The sequence below is a fragment of the Vibrio sp. 10N.247.310.17 genome, from assembly GCF_041466605.1.
GTDB classification, from domain to species: domain Bacteria; phylum Pseudomonadota; class Gammaproteobacteria; order Enterobacterales; family Vibrionaceae; genus Vibrio; species Vibrio tasmaniensis_A.
The window spans coordinates 66,185-80,622 of record NZ_JBFSTC010000007.1; the positions used below are offsets into that span (position 1 = coordinate 66,185).

The following is a 14,438-nucleotide window of genomic DNA, read 5'->3' on the forward strand; positions in this document are numbered from 1 at the left end:
TTCTTTGCCATACTTATGAGATGATTGGTGATGGGGTTAAGCATGTTAGCAAAATACTTCTGTGGATTATTGGTGTTAGTCTCTGTGCATGCATGGAGCTATACGAGTTCTGACGAGAGCCGATTTATTCCGGCTGATTCAGAGCTCTCTTTTATGCTGATTTATCCAGAGCTTACCCAAAGTATTTATCAAGACTCATCTCTTCCTATTCTTTGGGATTCGCCTGAACTTGTTAAGGCGTTTGAATTCCAGTTGTCACTTCTCGAACAAGCGCAAATGGCCCCGCTTTTTGAACGACAACTTAAGCAAATCCGCCACTATCAAACTCGTGGGCAATGGCAAGAGTTGGACATCTTATTAACCGATACCTTTATTTATTACCTAAGCTACGTTGAGAATGCGCCACTTGCCGGTAAAGAGTGGTATTTCTCGGGCAAGCTGCATTCCAAGTTGCCTGCGCCTTCTCCACATATCCTGATGAGATTGAAAAGCAGTGTCACCAACGATTACTTATTAGAAATGGTATTGTCCTATGCGCCGCCTGTTGGGGATTTTGACCAATTCAAGGCGACCTACTCCGTGCTAGAAACTGCGTCTGAACTCAATATAGAGCGATACAGACAGAAAGGGTTGAAACGCTTAGGTGATGATCTTTCAGACAAAACTATTCTTGTTGAGCGCATTGCTTTGGTTGGTGTTGATACCTCGATGATCGCGGTCGATTTCCCTGTATTTGACCAAGATCTGCAAACAGCGATTAAGTCTTTTCAGCGAATGCACGGCCTTACAGACGATGGGATCGTTGGGCCAGATACGATCAAATGGATCAACATGAGCTTTGATGAACGATTGACTTCGCTGGCTCTGAATGCCGAACGCGTTCGTTTGTGGCCAAGAGACAGAGACTCTCTCATCGTGGTCAACGTGCCTAGTTTTGATATGAAGTATTGGGAAGATGGTGAAGAGGTCTTTGAGTCCAAAGTTGTCGTGGGCAGAAAGTCGCGAAAAACACCGCTTTTAGAGATAAACCTAGATTCGGTTATCTTAAATCCTACTTGGAACGTACCATGGAAAATCATGGTCAAAGACATCTTGCCTAAAGTAAAAGCGGATGAAAGCTACCTAGAGACACACAACTTCCAAGTGATTGATGGTTGGCGCACCATGGAAACCGTCGACACCACAGATATCGATTGGCAGACCATCAATTTCAATTCGTTCCCATATCGAATGCGTCAACAGGCAGGCTCACGTAATGCACTAGGTTTGTACAAGTTCAACACACCCAACAAGCGAGCTATCTATCTGCACGATACGCCAAGTAAAGGCCTGTTTAATGATGACTTCCGTGCTTACAGTTCAGGTTGTATACGTGTCGAACATGCAGAGGAATTGGCTGAATTGTTGTTTGCCACCAAGGTAAGGAAAGTACCTAACCAAAGTAACGATCTTGCTCCTAATACTAAGGTTCGCCTCAAGAAGCGAATCCCCGTGCATATCATCTATCAAACCGTGCTGTTTGAAGAAGGGGGCATACAGTATCGTGGTGACATCTACCAATATGATAAAGAGGGTGGTTAACCATCATTGAAGCCAATAAGGGTGATCTTGACCAAAAAATGACAACCAAGCTTCTATTGATAAAATTATAATGTGGATCAATAACTAACCGTACAAAGGTTACAATTACTAACCTTTTGGGCGGTTTTTGTACGTTGACGCAGCAATTTCCATTATGTATCGTGCATTTTTCGTTCGATCTAATTGGTTTTTTTGCTGTATGTCTCAAAGTTTATTTTCACGCCGTCAGTTTCTGACTTACGCTGGTGGTACTGCTGTTGTCGCCTCAATTACTCCTTCTATCGCTTTTGCTTCATACCCTGATCAACCAAGAACGATTAGCATGAACAATCTTCACACAGGTGAACGATTAGAGACCTGTTATTTCGATGGTACTAACTATGTTGGTGATGAAATGGCTCGTCTAAGCAAACTGTGCCGTGATTTCCGTCGTAATGAGATTCATCCAATGGATAAGAACCTGTTTGATCAGATCACTCAGATTCAAAATGTACTGGGTATTCAAAAAGAAGTTCAAATCATCTCTGGTTATCGTTCTCCAGCGACCAATGAAGCATTGCGCTCAAAGTCGAGTGGCGTAGCCAAGAAGAGCTACCACATGTTAGGTAAAGCGATCGATTTCCGTATTGATGGCGTTAACCTAAAAGAATTAAGAGACGTTGCTAAAAGCTTGAATGCGGGTGGTGTCGGTTACTATGCACGTAGCAACTTTATCCATATTGATACAGGTCCAGCACGCAGTTGGTAGTGTTAAGCTGAATTTACGAGCGAATGCTAGGTACTTGTCAAAGTAGACATCCAATGTCATAGTTTGCCCAAATTTCAGTTTGCCCTCTAAGGTTTGTATATGTCTCTTAAGTATCAAGTTGTCCCTGTTACCTCGTTCTCTCAAAACTGCTCAATTGTGTGGTGTGATGAGACAATGGAAGGCATCGTTGTCGATCCGGGCGGTGATGTTCAGCAACTGGCTGCTATCATCGAAGAGTTAGGTGTTAAAGTGGTGAATTTGGTATTGACTCACGGTCACCTAGACCATGTGGGCGGAACAGTACCGCTTGCTGAAATCTTGAACGTGAACATTGTTGGCCCACATAAAGCCGATAACTTTTGGCTTCAAGGTTTAGAGAATCAAAGCCAGATGTTTGGTTTCCCACTGTGCAAAGCTTTTGAACCAAACACATGGTTAGAAGAGGGCGACAAAGTGACTTTTGGTAACCAAGTGATTGATGTGATTCACACGCCGGGTCATACTCCGGGTCACGTCGTGCTATTCAGTGAGCAAGCGCGTATGGCGTTTGTTGGTGATGTTTTATTTAACGGTGCTATTGGTCGCACGGATTTCCCGCAAGGCGACTTCAACACGCTAATTGCTTCAATCAAGACTAAGCTTTGGCCGCTAGGCAGTGATGTAACATTCGTACCGGGTCATGGTCCTGAGTCAACATTTGGCCGTGAGCGCGCATCAAATCCATTCGTTGCCGACGAGATGCCTATATATTAATTAAATCTTTGATTTAATATAAGAACGATTGAAAATGAAGCTTAGCTTTTGTTATGGAAGCTAAGCTTTTTTATTGCGTGTGGTTTTACTTTTAAACCAGTTTAATTTTAATCAGAAAGACGTTCGGCTGCCGCCAAGTAGCGTCGAGCCAGTCCAACAAACTCCTCCCCACTGATATTCAGATCATGGGTTGATATGAAAATGTCATACCCGTGGAAGCCTCTTTGATATTTCATTCTGTTGGCAAGCATCGCCTGTAATCCAGAATAGTCTTTAATCACCGCGTTGTGATTATTTGCTTTATCGGATGAATCCGCATCCATTTGCGTTTGTTGAGCGCTGAAACTCACTTCGTCGGTATTCTTTGATTCTTTATATTGGCTTAATTCCACACACCCGTTTTCGGTACAACGAGTGTGGTAGTGCGATGAGTCTAAAACCATATCTTCAAAGTTCGATTCTTTACCCGCTTGCTTCGCTCCCAAGTACAAAAGTGCTCGTTGGCTGAGCAGTAATTCACAAGTGATTTTAGGGCAAATCGAATCGAGGTAGGGCGAGTAATCTTTAACCTTGATACCAATCCAAGGAAGAGGTTGGTGCCATCCATCTTGCTCATAGGTACAAAGCCCAATCTTTTGGATGTTATTCCATTTTAAAACCCACCCGCCTTTATAAAAATGCTGCTGAAAATGAGTCGGTGTGAGGGTGAACATCACTCTGCTGCGCAACATTAAATAATAGCCAGTTCCTAGTAGGGCAATAATGCAAAAAGCACCCACGATCAGTAACTTTGGGTTGTCACTGTAGAGCGCAACGATCAAGCAAACGAAGCCTAAAATGATGGCGAGAATACGATACGAACGTTTGAATGAAGGCAAAGAGAAATTTGTAAGGTGACGAGTGTCCATAGGCAACACCAAATTTTCATATTTTTGTCTGGATGGATAACCAGTGTATATGACCCTGAATTGATAAGTCGATGATTAAATAATAGACGCTAGTAGACAATATCGGTATTTTTCGTCGACTTTCGACGCTTCACTCTACAAATAGCTCCGGTTTTTTGGTATAAATCGCGCTTCAAATTTTCACCACTGCGAAAAGAGCAGTGAACTGGAGAAATATTCAATGAGACTTGCTCATAAGCGTAAGGTGCAGGCTAAACTGCAGAAACGCACTAAAGCGGCTGTAGTTAAAGCAGTGGCAACGCCGAAAAAAGCGAAGCCTGTCGCAGAGAAAGTTGTAGCAGAAAAAACTGTAGCAGCAAAACCAGCGGTAGAGAAAGCAGTAGCAGCAACTAAAGAAGTTGCAGTAGCACTGACTCCTAAGCAACAACAAGTTCTAGACATCGTTGTTAGCAATGCTGAAGGCATTAACCCTAAAGGTATCGGCCTAGCAGCTGGTCAAGAAGACGCGAAAGCAGCTTCATGGGCAACAGGCGCATTGAAAAAACTTCTTGAAGAAAACCTAGTAGCGAAAGAGCAACTTGCAGGTAACAAGGTTATCTACAAAGCTATGTAATCCCGCGGGATTACATTCGCTTCGTTAAAGTTTTTAAGCCTCGATTATCGAGGCTTTTTTGTATCTGGCGGATCATGTTAATCCCAAAACCAAAACCCCAACCCCAACCCCAACCCCAACCCCCTAAACCCCTAAACCCCTAAACCCCTAAACCCATACTTATATTCAAACCTAGCATTCGAACCTAGCCCAAGAGGCCTTATTTCCAATCGGCTGATCTCTTCCGTTATTCATCTGTCTGTCGCGTGTCCCCTGTTTCGAATCAGTAAGTACCAAAGTAGGGCGTCTGATTCTCTGAAATCTTGATTCTCATGGATTTAATTCATTTAGGTGCGTATTCGATGTGTGGCGAGAATAGAGCTTCCTCACGAAATGGAAATCAATTGTTAATGCAGTTTCACTATAACTACTTAGGTATTTATCAATACTAATTACCCTAATGAATCTCCCAGAGCCTTTAAAATCGACATCGCTAAATTATCTCCTACGTAGTTCTACGTAATCCTTTGGTCTAATACGCAGTTTGTGTGAGTCCGTCGTGCGTGCTCTCCCTGATATCTTGTTGCTACATCACGGTGCACTCTTATGTTGAATCATAAAAAATGCTCATAGAAAGAGTGTTAACCCAACAAAGGACGTGAATATGAGTCTCATTTCTAACTCCCTCACACGAGTTTTTAAAAACGTTGCAGTTACTGCAGCGGCTTGTTTAGCTTTGGTCGCTACTGGTGCAACTGCTGCTGATAAGGTTTATCGCTTGAAGCTTGCTGAAACATGGGGACCAAACTTCCCTGTATTCGGTGACGCGACGAAGAACATGGCTGCGATGGCTGAGAAAATGTCGAACGGTCGACTGCAAATCAGAATCGATTCTGCGAACAAACACAAAGCACCGCTTGGCGTTTTTGACATGGTTAAGTCTGGTCAATACGACATGGGGCACTCAGGCTCTTACTACTGGAAAGGTAAAGTTCCAAACACGCTTTACTTCACTTCTATGCCTTTCGGTATGACGCCTGCTGAACAATATGCGTGGTTCTATCACGGTGGTGGTATGGAGTTGATGGAGCAGGTTTACTCTCCACATAATTTGATGTCGTTCCCAGGTGGTAATACGGATATCCAGATGGGCGGTTGGTTTCAAAAAGAGATCAACAGTGTGGAAGACCTACAAGGTCTGAAAATGCGTATCCCTGGCTTTGCTGGTGAGATTCTAGCGGAGCTAGGCGCTAAACCTACCAATATTGCCCCAGGTGAGCTTTACACGTCTCTAGAGCGTCGCACAATCGATGCACTAGAGTGGGTAGGCCCATCACTTGATCTGCGTATGGGCTTCCACAAGATCGCGCCTTACTACTACACAGGTTGGCATGAGCCGGGTTCAGAGCTTCAATTCCTAGTGAACAAGCGCACATGGAACAAGCTTCCTGAAGACCTACAAGAAATCTTGCGTGTTGCAATGCGTACAGCGGCTTACGACATGTACACACAAGCAACGCACGAAAGTGGAAAGAACTGGGTTTCAATGAAAACAGAATACCCAGACGTACAAGTTAAAGATTTCCCACCAGAGGTTATGTCTGCACTGAAAGAAGCGAACGATCGCCTACTTGCTAAGCACGCTGAGAAAGATGCATTGGCAAAAGAGATTCAAGCTTCACAAGCAAGCTACCTAGAGCAAGTACGTTCATGGACAGATATTTCACATAGAGCTTATTTAAATAGCCAAGCGAAATAATCGACAGTTTTTGAACTGAAGCTAAATGAACCCAAAGCTATTCTTGTTAGGTAACTAAGAGTGACTAAGCGGCGGGTTCATTTTAACCATAATAACTAGGGCGTGTTGACCTTTCGAGCTGATTTTTGCAGCGAGTTGCTGGGTATTTATACAAGGCAGAGGATTTGATGTGTAGCTAGCCTCCATGAGAAGTCGATAACGTAGTAGAAATGGCCAGCAAACGCTGCCCGAAGGGTTCGGCTAAAAGCGTTTTACTCTTTGTTGAGGGGGATTTGCTTAGAATGACTAGGCTACTCCCCCCTCGCCGCGATTAAAACGCTTTTATCTCGAACAAAATTTAACCACGAAAGGTTAACACGCCCTAAGCAGGATAAACCCTGTAATACGCCCAAGAACCCTTTCTACGTCGTGCCTATTGCTAGCTATAAACTGAATCGTTTTTAGTTTGGGTTAGTTGTGCTGCGCGATGTCTTTTCAAATTCCATGGAGTCGGGAATGCGAAGTCTAATTTATATTGAACGCCTGTTTAATCGTATCGGTGATGCACTGGGATGGCTTTCCAGTATGTTGTTTATTCTACTTATCGCTAACGTTGTGTATGACGTTGTCATGAGATATGCCTTCAATGATGTCTCAATCGCTTTCCAAGAGATGGAATGGCACCTTTTCTCAGCCGTTTTTCTATTAGGTGTTCCTTATGCCATCAAGGCAGGTGGTCATGTTCGAGTAGACGTGTTCTATGAACAATTGAGCTTTAAAGCGCAAGCCATTATTGACCTGCTAGGCACACTGATCTTTCTGATGCCTTTCTGTTTGCTGGTTGCTTGGTTTGGTATTGATGTTGCCAAAGAGAGTTATAACCTCGGCGAAACCTCAGGTGACCCGGGTGGCCTGCCATATCGATGGATCATCAAAGCCATGATTCCACTGTCATTTTTCTTGATGGCACTCAGCGGAGTCGGTTTGATCCTGCACTCGTTGAACAAAATTTTTAATCCCCATCTCATCCATGCAAATAACACGCATGCAAACAATATTCATACAAAGAATAAGTAGAGGCTGAACATGATTGGAATAGTAATGTTTTTCGTAGCCTTGTTTGCACTTTTACTAGGCTTCCCGGTGGCGTTTACCTTTGGTGGTATCGCGCTAATCTTTGGTGTTTGGGCGGAAGGCATCGAAATGTTTGCCTTCATGCCATATCGAATTCAATCAATCATGGAAAATACGGTGCTGATGGCCGTTCCATTGTTTGTTTTCATGGGACTTGTTCTACAAAAGACTAAGCTTGCTGAGCAGTTACTTGAGTCTATGGGACGACTGTTTGGTGGTGTACGAGGTGGTATCGCAATCTCGACAGTTCTCGTAGGTTCACTGCTTGCAGCTTCAACCGGTGTGGTAGGCGCTTCTGTGGTTGCAATGGGGCTTATCTCGTTGCCCGTCATGCTCAAGTACAACTACGACAAAGGCTTAGCCTGCGGCACCATCTGTGCGTCTGGTACGTTAGGGCAAATCATTCCGCCATCCATCGTCTTGATTCTATTGGGGGACGTATTGGGTGTTCCGGTAGGCGACTTGTTCCAAGCCGCGATTTGGCCGGGCGTGATGTTAGTGGGGGCTTATATCGTTTATATCTTAATATACGCGAAGCTTAACCCTGAAGCCGCTCAACCAATTGAGCGTGATGATTCCATCAGCCGTAAACAAGAAGTCATCAACGCATTGAAAGCAATCATACCGCCACTCGCGCTGATTATTGTCGTATTGGGGTCTATCTTTGCGGGTGTTGCTACGCCGACAGAGTCTGCTGCTCTGGGTGGTGCGGGTGCGATGGTACTCGCTTTACTCTACGGTCAGTTCAGTTGGTCGATGGTGTATGACGCCTCTAAAGAGACGGTGAAAGTAACGGCAATGGTATTTGCTATCTTGTTGGGTGCAACGGCATTCTCAATGGCGTTTACTTATACTGGCGGTGACTATCTGGTTGAAGAGTGGATGTTGCAGTTACCGGGTGAGAAATGGGGTTTCTTGATCATTACCATGTTGGTGATTTTGATTCTGGGTTTCTTCATCGACTTCGTAGAAATCTGTTTCATCATTGTGCCGATTATTGCGCCTGTTGCTGAGCTGATGGGAATCAACATGACTTGGTTCGCAATCCTTATCGCGATGAACCTTCAAACCTCATTCTTGACGCCACCGTTTGGCTTCAGTTTGTTCTATCTAAAAGGGGTGGCACCAAAAGGTGTGACTACCAAGGATATCTACCGAGGCGTGATGCCTTTCATTTTGATTCAAATCCTCGTACTTGGATCACTTCTCGCTTTCCCATCTTTCTATGGAATGTGAGTGAAGCCTAGAATGTGAATGATATGTTTCAACGGCTATCCATAAATTGATAAAGTAAAACGGCTTATTGATGTTCAATAAGCCGTTTTTTGTGAGGAAAAGGAATGCCTCTAAAAGTTAAGTTGATTTTGCTGACGCTACTCCCGTTGCTGATTGTAACGGCGAGCATTAGTTGGATCTCGTTACACCAAACTAAGACGTTGGGTGAGAAAGAGGTCGAAATCTTCCGAGACAGCTTAATTAAGTCGCGTGAAAACGCCCTCAAAGACACTGTTGATCTCGCATTTGATGCCATCGAACATATCTACAATGATCCCGATATCCAAGAAGCACAAGCCAAAAGAGAAGTTCGAACCATATTGTCTAAACTAAGGTATGGCTCTGACGGTTACTTCTTTGCGTATGATCGCCACGGAACCAATTTGGTTCATCCAATCCAGCCAGAGTTGATAGGGCAAAACTTACTTCAACTGCAAGATGAAGATGGCGACTTTCTGATAGAAGCCTTGTTAAGAGAAGCACAAACAGGCGGAGGATTTCACCAATATTTGTGGCAAAAACCTTCGACAGGTGAGGTGGTATCGAAGCTGAGTTACGCCGCTTGGTTAGAGCGCTGGGACTGGATGATTGGCACCGGCTTGTATATTGAGGATGTGCATCAAGAAGTGGCCTCGATGCAGGCCGCAATTAACAAGAATATTGAAACCACGTTCTTTTCGATTGTGGTGATTCTGAGTGTGACGGTCGCGGTCATCATTGTACTGACCTTGGCCATTAACATGCATGAACATCGGATAGCGGATAACAACTTGAAGGAACTAGCTCATAAGACGGTGATGTTTCAAGAGGACGAAAAGAAGCATCTAGCGCGTGAGTTGCATGATGGTATTAACCAGTTATTAGTGTCGAGTCGCTGTCACTTAGAACTGCTCGGTAATAAGCTACAAAGCGAAGACCTTAAAGCACATTTGAATAAGTCGCAGCATTCACTCATGCGAGCAATCGAAGAGGTGAGGCATATCTCGCATCAACTTCGTCCAAGTTCATTGGATGATATCGGCTTAGAAGCGGCGTTGTCTTCGCTGTTATTAGATTTTCAGGCGCACTCGAGCATTGAAGTGGAAACCTTGTTTAATACGCAGCCGGGAAAGTTGAAATCAGAAGCTGCGACGACTTTATATCGAGTGGCGCAAGAGTCACTGAATAATATAGAGAAACACGCACAAGCGACCAAAGTAACGGTTATCGCACAGCAAATTGGAAATGTGTTGCAGTTGCTCATCCAAGACGATGGAGTCGGTTTCAATACCTATAAAGCAATGGAAAAGCGAGGTATTGGGTTACGTAACATGAGAGAACGGGTGGAGTTCATCGGTGGTGACTTTGAATTGATGAGTGAGGTTGGCTTTGGAACGGAAATTACAGTGTTACTGACACTAGAGGGATTAGTGAATGAGTGAAGTTATTCGAGTTGTGATTGCAGATGATCACCAAGTGGTACTGGATGGCTTTATGGCGAGATTAGAACTCGAGCCTGATATTAGCGTGATAGGTACAGCCAGCAATGGATTAGAAGCCGTTGAAATGGTTAAAGACCTGCGCCCTGATGTAGTGTTGATGGATATCAGCATGCCTATCATGAATGGTATTGATGCCACTCACCTGATTAAAGAGGAAGATCCTCAAGCTAAGGTGCTGATGCTGACCATGCATAACAACCGTGAATACATCATGAAGGTGATGCAATCGGGTGCTGTCGGCTATATGTTGAAAGAAATTTCGGCTGAAAAAATGGTGCAGGCAATCAAGACGGTCAATCAAGGCTCGACCTATTTCTGTGAAAAAGTGACTCAGAACTTGTTTACTCAGCCTATTACTCCCACACAATCTGTGAAGAACCCATTGAGTCGGCGTGAGGAAGCCGTGTTGAAATTAGTGGCTAAAGGGGAGAGCAGTAAAGAGATCGCAAAGGGATTAAATATCAGTTACCGAACGGTTGAAACCCATAGACAAAATATCAAGCATAAGCTCGACATTCACTCTACGGCAGAGCTTGCCAAGTATGCTGTTAGCTCTGGGCTTGTTGAGTGATGTTACGCTAAATTACAGTGAATGTGTAATTTAATTACCAAATGTGCCGTTTACACCCGTTTTTTGATGGTTTTTTTAGTATTTTTGCGACGAGTTGTTATTCTTCCTTTCGAAATTTAAGTGCCAAATGCAATGTTGCAAATTGTGCGCTACTAATTAGAGAGGATGCATGGAGCCTGTAAAGGATAGGTATAGTATTGATAATACTGATTATACCGTAGGACAAGATAATGTTCAGAAATGGGGTTTTGATGTTCATAACCCTGTATTTGGAATCAGCGCTGGGGCGATAATTGCTTTCCTGATTGCGCTTTTGGTTGCAGAACCTGAAACAGCTAAAGCGGCACTTGATGGCGTTAAGTGGAAAGTCATCGGTAACTTCGATGGTTTCTTTATGTGGGCTGCGAACCTTTTCGTATTTTTCTGTTTTGTCCTCATTATCTCCCCTTACGGAAAGATACGTATAGGTGGCGATGATGCTAAAGCAGAGCACTCTAATCTATCATGGATGTCGATGCTATTTGCTGCAGGTATGGGTATTGGCCTCATGTTCTGGGGTGTGGCAGAGCCCGTTGCTTACTTTACCGGTTGGTATGAAACACCGCTCGGTGTTGAAGCGTATTCTCCTGAAGCGGCTAAGTTGGCACTCGGTGCAACCATCTACAACTGGGGCTTGCACGGTTGGGCAATCTACGCCGTTGTTGCTTTGTCTCTTGCCTTCTTTACTTTCAATAAAGGCTTACCGCTTTCTATTCGCTCAATCTTTTACCCGCTGCTCGGTGACAGAACTTGGGGGTGGTTTGGTCATATCGTTGACATTGTCGCAGTACTTGCAACATTGTTTGGCCTTGCAACATCACTTGGCCTAGGTGCACAGCAAGCCGCAAGCGGTATTAACCATGTATTTGGTACCGATGGCGGTATTGGTATGCAGCTTATTGTGATTGCAGTGGTAACACTGTTGGCAACAATGTCGGTGATTCGCGGTATTAACGGTGGTGTTAAGGTTCTCAGCAACGTCAACATGGTTGTTGCATTAGGCTTGCTGATCTTCGTAACTATCGCGGGTGGCATGGCGGGTATTAAGGCGATACCAACCGCGCTAATGGGCTACATTGAGAACTTTATTCCTCTTAGCAACCCTCATGGTCGTGATGATGAAACATGGATGCAAGGTTGGACGGTATTTTACTGGGCTTGGTGGATTTCATGGTCACCATTCGTAGGCATGTTCATCGCTCGTATCTCTAAAGGTCGTACAATTCGTGAATTCATCGTTGCAGTCTTATTTATCCCGACGTCTGTCATTATCATTTGGATGGCTATTTTCGGTGGTATTGCGATTGACCAGGTGGCGAATAAAGTGGGTGAGATTGGTATAAATGGTCTGCAAGATATTACACTTTCTCTATTCCATACTTACGATGCGTTGCCAATGAGCTCAGTGCTTTCAGTGGTATCGATTGGTTTGATTATGGTGTTCTTCATCACTTCATCAGACTCAGGTTCATTGGTTATTGATAGCATTACTTCTGGCGGAAAAGTCGATGCACCTGTTCCACAGCGTGTATTTTGGGCATTGATGGGCGGCGCGATTGCGACGGTCCTACTGTGGGTTGGTGGTACTGAATCTATTCAGGCATTACAAGCTGGAACAGTCTCAATGGCATTACCATTTGCCTTCATATTATTGCTTATGTGCCTAAGTTTGTTTCTTGGTTTACGTACAGAGAATCAATTGGTTAAGCAGCAAAGTGCTTTGAGCTAAAAGTATTTTTTCAAATAGAGGTCGACTTAGTCGGCCTTTTTTTCGCCGCAAACATAAGTGATTACCTATATTTTGTTTGAAAATCCATCGAACTGATTCTAGTTTACTGAAAACAATAAGTTAACCTGCTAAACTTCAGACATCCAAGTATTTGAATTATTGTGACAACAGCTTGTACTACTTGGATCATATGTTCGAGTTTGTGATTCAGTCACAGGAAAGTAAGGGATATGAGGTCAACTGACCTTATAAGTATTCCGTAGAGAGGAATAATGACTAAAGGTATAGATAAATACAGTATCGACAGTACGGATTACACTGTTGGTCAAGATAACGTCCAAAAATGGGGTTTTGACGTTCATAACCCAGTGTTTGGTATCAGTGCGGGACTCATCACTTTGTTCTTGATCGGTGTGCTGCTTACAGATACCGCTTCAGCGAAGTCAGCATTGGATGGTGTTAAATGGCAAATTATCAATTCATTTGATTGGTTGTTCATTTGGTCCGGTAATATTTTCGTTATTTTTTGCTTAGGCTTGATTGTTTCTCCGTTTGGTAAAATCCGCCTTGGTGGTGTTGATGCAACGGCAGATTACTCATTCATGTCTTGGTTATCGATGCTGTTTGCTGCAGGTATGGGTATTGGCTTGATGTTCTGGAGTGTTGCAGAACCTGCGGCTTACTACACAGGTTGGTATGAAACGCCACTTGGCGTAGAGGCAAATACACCAGAAGCTGCAAAACTAGCACTCGGTGCAACCATGTATCACTGGGGGCTTCACCCTTGGGCTATTTATGGTGTTGTGGCGCTTTCACTGGCTTTCTTCTCTTACAACAAGGGATTACCGCTTTCAATTCGTTCTATCTTCTACCCAATTTTAGGTGATAGAGCGTGGGGCTGGGCTGGTCACATCGTTGATATTCTTGCTGTACTTGCAACCCTGTTTGGTTTGGCGACATCGCTTGGCCTTGGTGCGCAGCAAGCCGCAAGTGGTATTCAGCATGTATTCGGCATTGAGGCAGGCTTAGGGTTACAAGTCATTGTTATTACCGTAGTAACTTTGCTAGCGGTCGTATCCGTACTTCGTGGTATTGATGGTGGCGTTAAAGTTATCAGTAACATCAACATGTTGGTTGCTTTCCTACTGCTTATCCTAGTAGCTCTAATCGGCTACGCAGTGACTCTAGGTTCAATCCCTACAACATTGATGGCATACATCGAGAACATCATTCCGTTGAGCAACCCTCACGGTCGTGAAGATGAAGCTTGGTTACATGGTTGGACTGTATTCTACTGGGCCTGGTGGATCTCATGGTCTCCATTTGTCGGTATGTTTATCGCGCGTGTTTCTAAAGGTCGTACTGTTCGTGAGTTCATTACAGCGGTACTGATTGTTCCAACGACAGTGACTATCATTTGGATGTCAGTGTTCGGTGGTATGGCAATTGATCAAATCGTGAATAAGGTTGGTACCCTAGGTCAAAATGGCTTAACTGATGTATCACTGGCAATGTTCCAAATGTTTGATGTATTGCCGTTTGGTACTCTGCTTTCAATCATTGCGGTTGTATTGGTTCTCGTATTCTTTATTACATCGTCTGACTCGGGCTCTTTAGTCATCGACAGTATTACCGCTGGTGGTAAAGTTGATACGCCAGTGCCTCAACGCGTATTCTGGGCGTTCCTTGAAGGTGCGATTGCAGTAGCTCTATTGTGGGTTGGCGGTACTGAAGCCGTTCAAGCTCTGCAAGCGGGTGCAATCTCAACAGCATTGCCATTCACCATCATTCTATTGTTGATGTGTGTGAGCCTACTAATGGGTATGCGAACAGAGAAAAGATAGACTACCTACTATTCGATTTTTCATCTTTTTGATGTCGAATACAAA

General features: G+C 44.0%; 12 protein-coding genes. 11 read left to right on the plus strand and 1 reads right to left on the minus strand.

Annotated features, from left to right (window positions below; all coding sequences use genetic code 11):
- The first annotated feature begins 42 nt into the window (after positions 1-42).
- From AB6D80_RS04080 to AB6D80_RS04090, 3 genes are all read left to right on the plus strand, one after another.
- A complete protein-coding gene (locus AB6D80_RS04080) occupies positions 43-1,581 on the plus strand; it encodes a murein L,D-transpeptidase (RefSeq protein ID WP_372187827.1) in 1,539 nt (512 codons plus the stop codon).
- Between the two features lie 199 nt (positions 1,582-1,780).
- Entirely contained in the window at positions 1,781-2,329 is a 549-nt protein-coding gene (locus AB6D80_RS04085; protein WP_009848830.1) for a YcbK family protein, read from the plus strand.
- A 99-nt stretch (positions 2,330-2,428) separates the two neighbouring features.
- Positions 2,429-3,082 (plus strand): MBL fold metallo-hydrolase, encoded by a 654-nt coding sequence (locus AB6D80_RS04090; protein ID WP_029223976.1) that lies wholly within the window; start codon positions 2,429-2,431, stop codon positions 3,080-3,082.
- A 107-nt stretch (positions 3,083-3,189) separates the two neighbouring features.
- Here AB6D80_RS04090 and AB6D80_RS04095 read toward each other — a convergent pair whose 3' ends face one another.
- Positions 3,190-3,990, minus strand: a complete 801-nt coding sequence (locus tag AB6D80_RS04095) for a DUF2982 domain-containing protein (RefSeq protein WP_372045709.1) — start codon at positions 3,988-3,990, stop codon at positions 3,190-3,192.
- 220 nt (positions 3,991-4,210) lie between these two features.
- On the opposite strand from AB6D80_RS04095, the gene AB6D80_RS04100 reads away from it, so the two are divergent.
- The 8 genes from AB6D80_RS04100 (at position 4,211) to AB6D80_RS04135 (ending at position 14,393) form a co-directional block, all read left to right on the plus strand.
- On the plus strand, positions 4,211-4,603 hold the full coding sequence (locus AB6D80_RS04100) for a hypothetical protein (RefSeq protein WP_012604302.1): 393 nt from the start codon (positions 4,211-4,213) through the stop codon (positions 4,601-4,603).
- Between the two features lie 643 nt (positions 4,604-5,246).
- Positions 5,247-6,341: a TRAP transporter substrate-binding protein gene (locus AB6D80_RS04105; RefSeq protein WP_009847138.1), complete on the plus strand. Its 1,095-nt coding sequence runs from the start codon at positions 5,247-5,249 to the stop codon at positions 6,339-6,341.
- A gap of 483 nt (positions 6,342-6,824) precedes the next feature.
- The gene (locus AB6D80_RS04110; protein WP_049779139.1) at positions 6,825-7,397 is read left to right on the plus strand and encodes a TRAP transporter small permease subunit; all 573 of its coding nucleotides are present in this window, start codon (positions 6,825-6,827) and stop codon (positions 7,395-7,397) included.
- 9 nt (positions 7,398-7,406) lie between these two features.
- Positions 7,407-8,690: a TRAP transporter large permease subunit gene (locus tag AB6D80_RS04115; RefSeq protein ID WP_009847136.1), complete on the plus strand. Its 1,284-nt coding sequence runs from the start codon at positions 7,407-7,409 to the stop codon at positions 8,688-8,690.
- Positions 8,691-8,794: 104 nt separating this feature from the next.
- Positions 8,795-10,150 carry a cache domain-containing protein gene (locus AB6D80_RS04120; RefSeq protein ID WP_372187828.1) on the plus strand — a complete coding sequence of 452 codons (1,356 nt, stop codon included), beginning with the start codon at positions 8,795-8,797 and terminating at the stop codon, positions 10,148-10,150.
- Positions 10,143-10,781, plus strand: coding sequence for a response regulator transcription factor (locus tag AB6D80_RS04125; protein ID WP_009847134.1), 639 nt, complete (start codon positions 10,143-10,145; stop codon positions 10,779-10,781). The genes AB6D80_RS04120 and AB6D80_RS04125 overlap by 8 nt, the downstream gene beginning before the upstream one ends.
- Before the next feature lie 169 nt (positions 10,782-10,950).
- Positions 10,951-12,549, plus strand: coding sequence for a BCCT family transporter (locus AB6D80_RS04130; protein ID WP_372187830.1), 1,599 nt, complete (start codon positions 10,951-10,953; stop codon positions 12,547-12,549).
- A gap of 272 nt (positions 12,550-12,821) precedes the next feature.
- The gene (locus tag AB6D80_RS04135; RefSeq protein WP_009847132.1) at positions 12,822-14,393 is read left to right on the plus strand and encodes a BCCT family transporter; all 1,572 of its coding nucleotides are present in this window, start codon (positions 12,822-12,824) and stop codon (positions 14,391-14,393) included.
- Positions 14,394-14,438: the final 45 nt, after the last annotated feature.

Coding starts and splice junctions, on each gene's coding strand:
- AB6D80_RS04080 (WP_372187827.1), top strand. CDS start 43: ATGTTAGCAAAATACTTCTGTGGATTATTGGTGTTAGTCTCTGTGCAT.
- AB6D80_RS04085 (WP_009848830.1), top strand. CDS start 1,781: ATGTCTCAAAGTTTATTTTCACGCCGTCAGTTTCTGACTTACGCTGGT.
- AB6D80_RS04090 (WP_029223976.1), top strand. CDS start 2,429: ATGTCTCTTAAGTATCAAGTTGTCCCTGTTACCTCGTTCTCTCAAAAC.
- AB6D80_RS04095 (WP_372045709.1), bottom strand. CDS start 3,990: ATGGACACTCGTCACCTTACAAATTTCTCTTTGCCTTCATTCAAACGT.
- AB6D80_RS04100 (WP_012604302.1), top strand. CDS start 4,211: ATGAGACTTGCTCATAAGCGTAAGGTGCAGGCTAAACTGCAGAAACGC.
- AB6D80_RS04105 (WP_009847138.1), top strand. CDS start 5,247: ATGAGTCTCATTTCTAACTCCCTCACACGAGTTTTTAAAAACGTTGCA.
- AB6D80_RS04110 (WP_049779139.1), top strand. CDS start 6,825: ATGGAGTCGGGAATGCGAAGTCTAATTTATATTGAACGCCTGTTTAAT.
- AB6D80_RS04115 (WP_009847136.1), top strand. CDS start 7,407: ATGATTGGAATAGTAATGTTTTTCGTAGCCTTGTTTGCACTTTTACTA.
- AB6D80_RS04120 (WP_372187828.1), top strand. CDS start 8,795: ATGCCTCTAAAAGTTAAGTTGATTTTGCTGACGCTACTCCCGTTGCTG.
- AB6D80_RS04125 (WP_009847134.1), top strand. CDS start 10,143: ATGAGTGAAGTTATTCGAGTTGTGATTGCAGATGATCACCAAGTGGTA.
- AB6D80_RS04130 (WP_372187830.1), top strand. CDS start 10,951: ATGGAGCCTGTAAAGGATAGGTATAGTATTGATAATACTGATTATACC.
- AB6D80_RS04135 (WP_009847132.1), top strand. CDS start 12,822: ATGACTAAAGGTATAGATAAATACAGTATCGACAGTACGGATTACACT.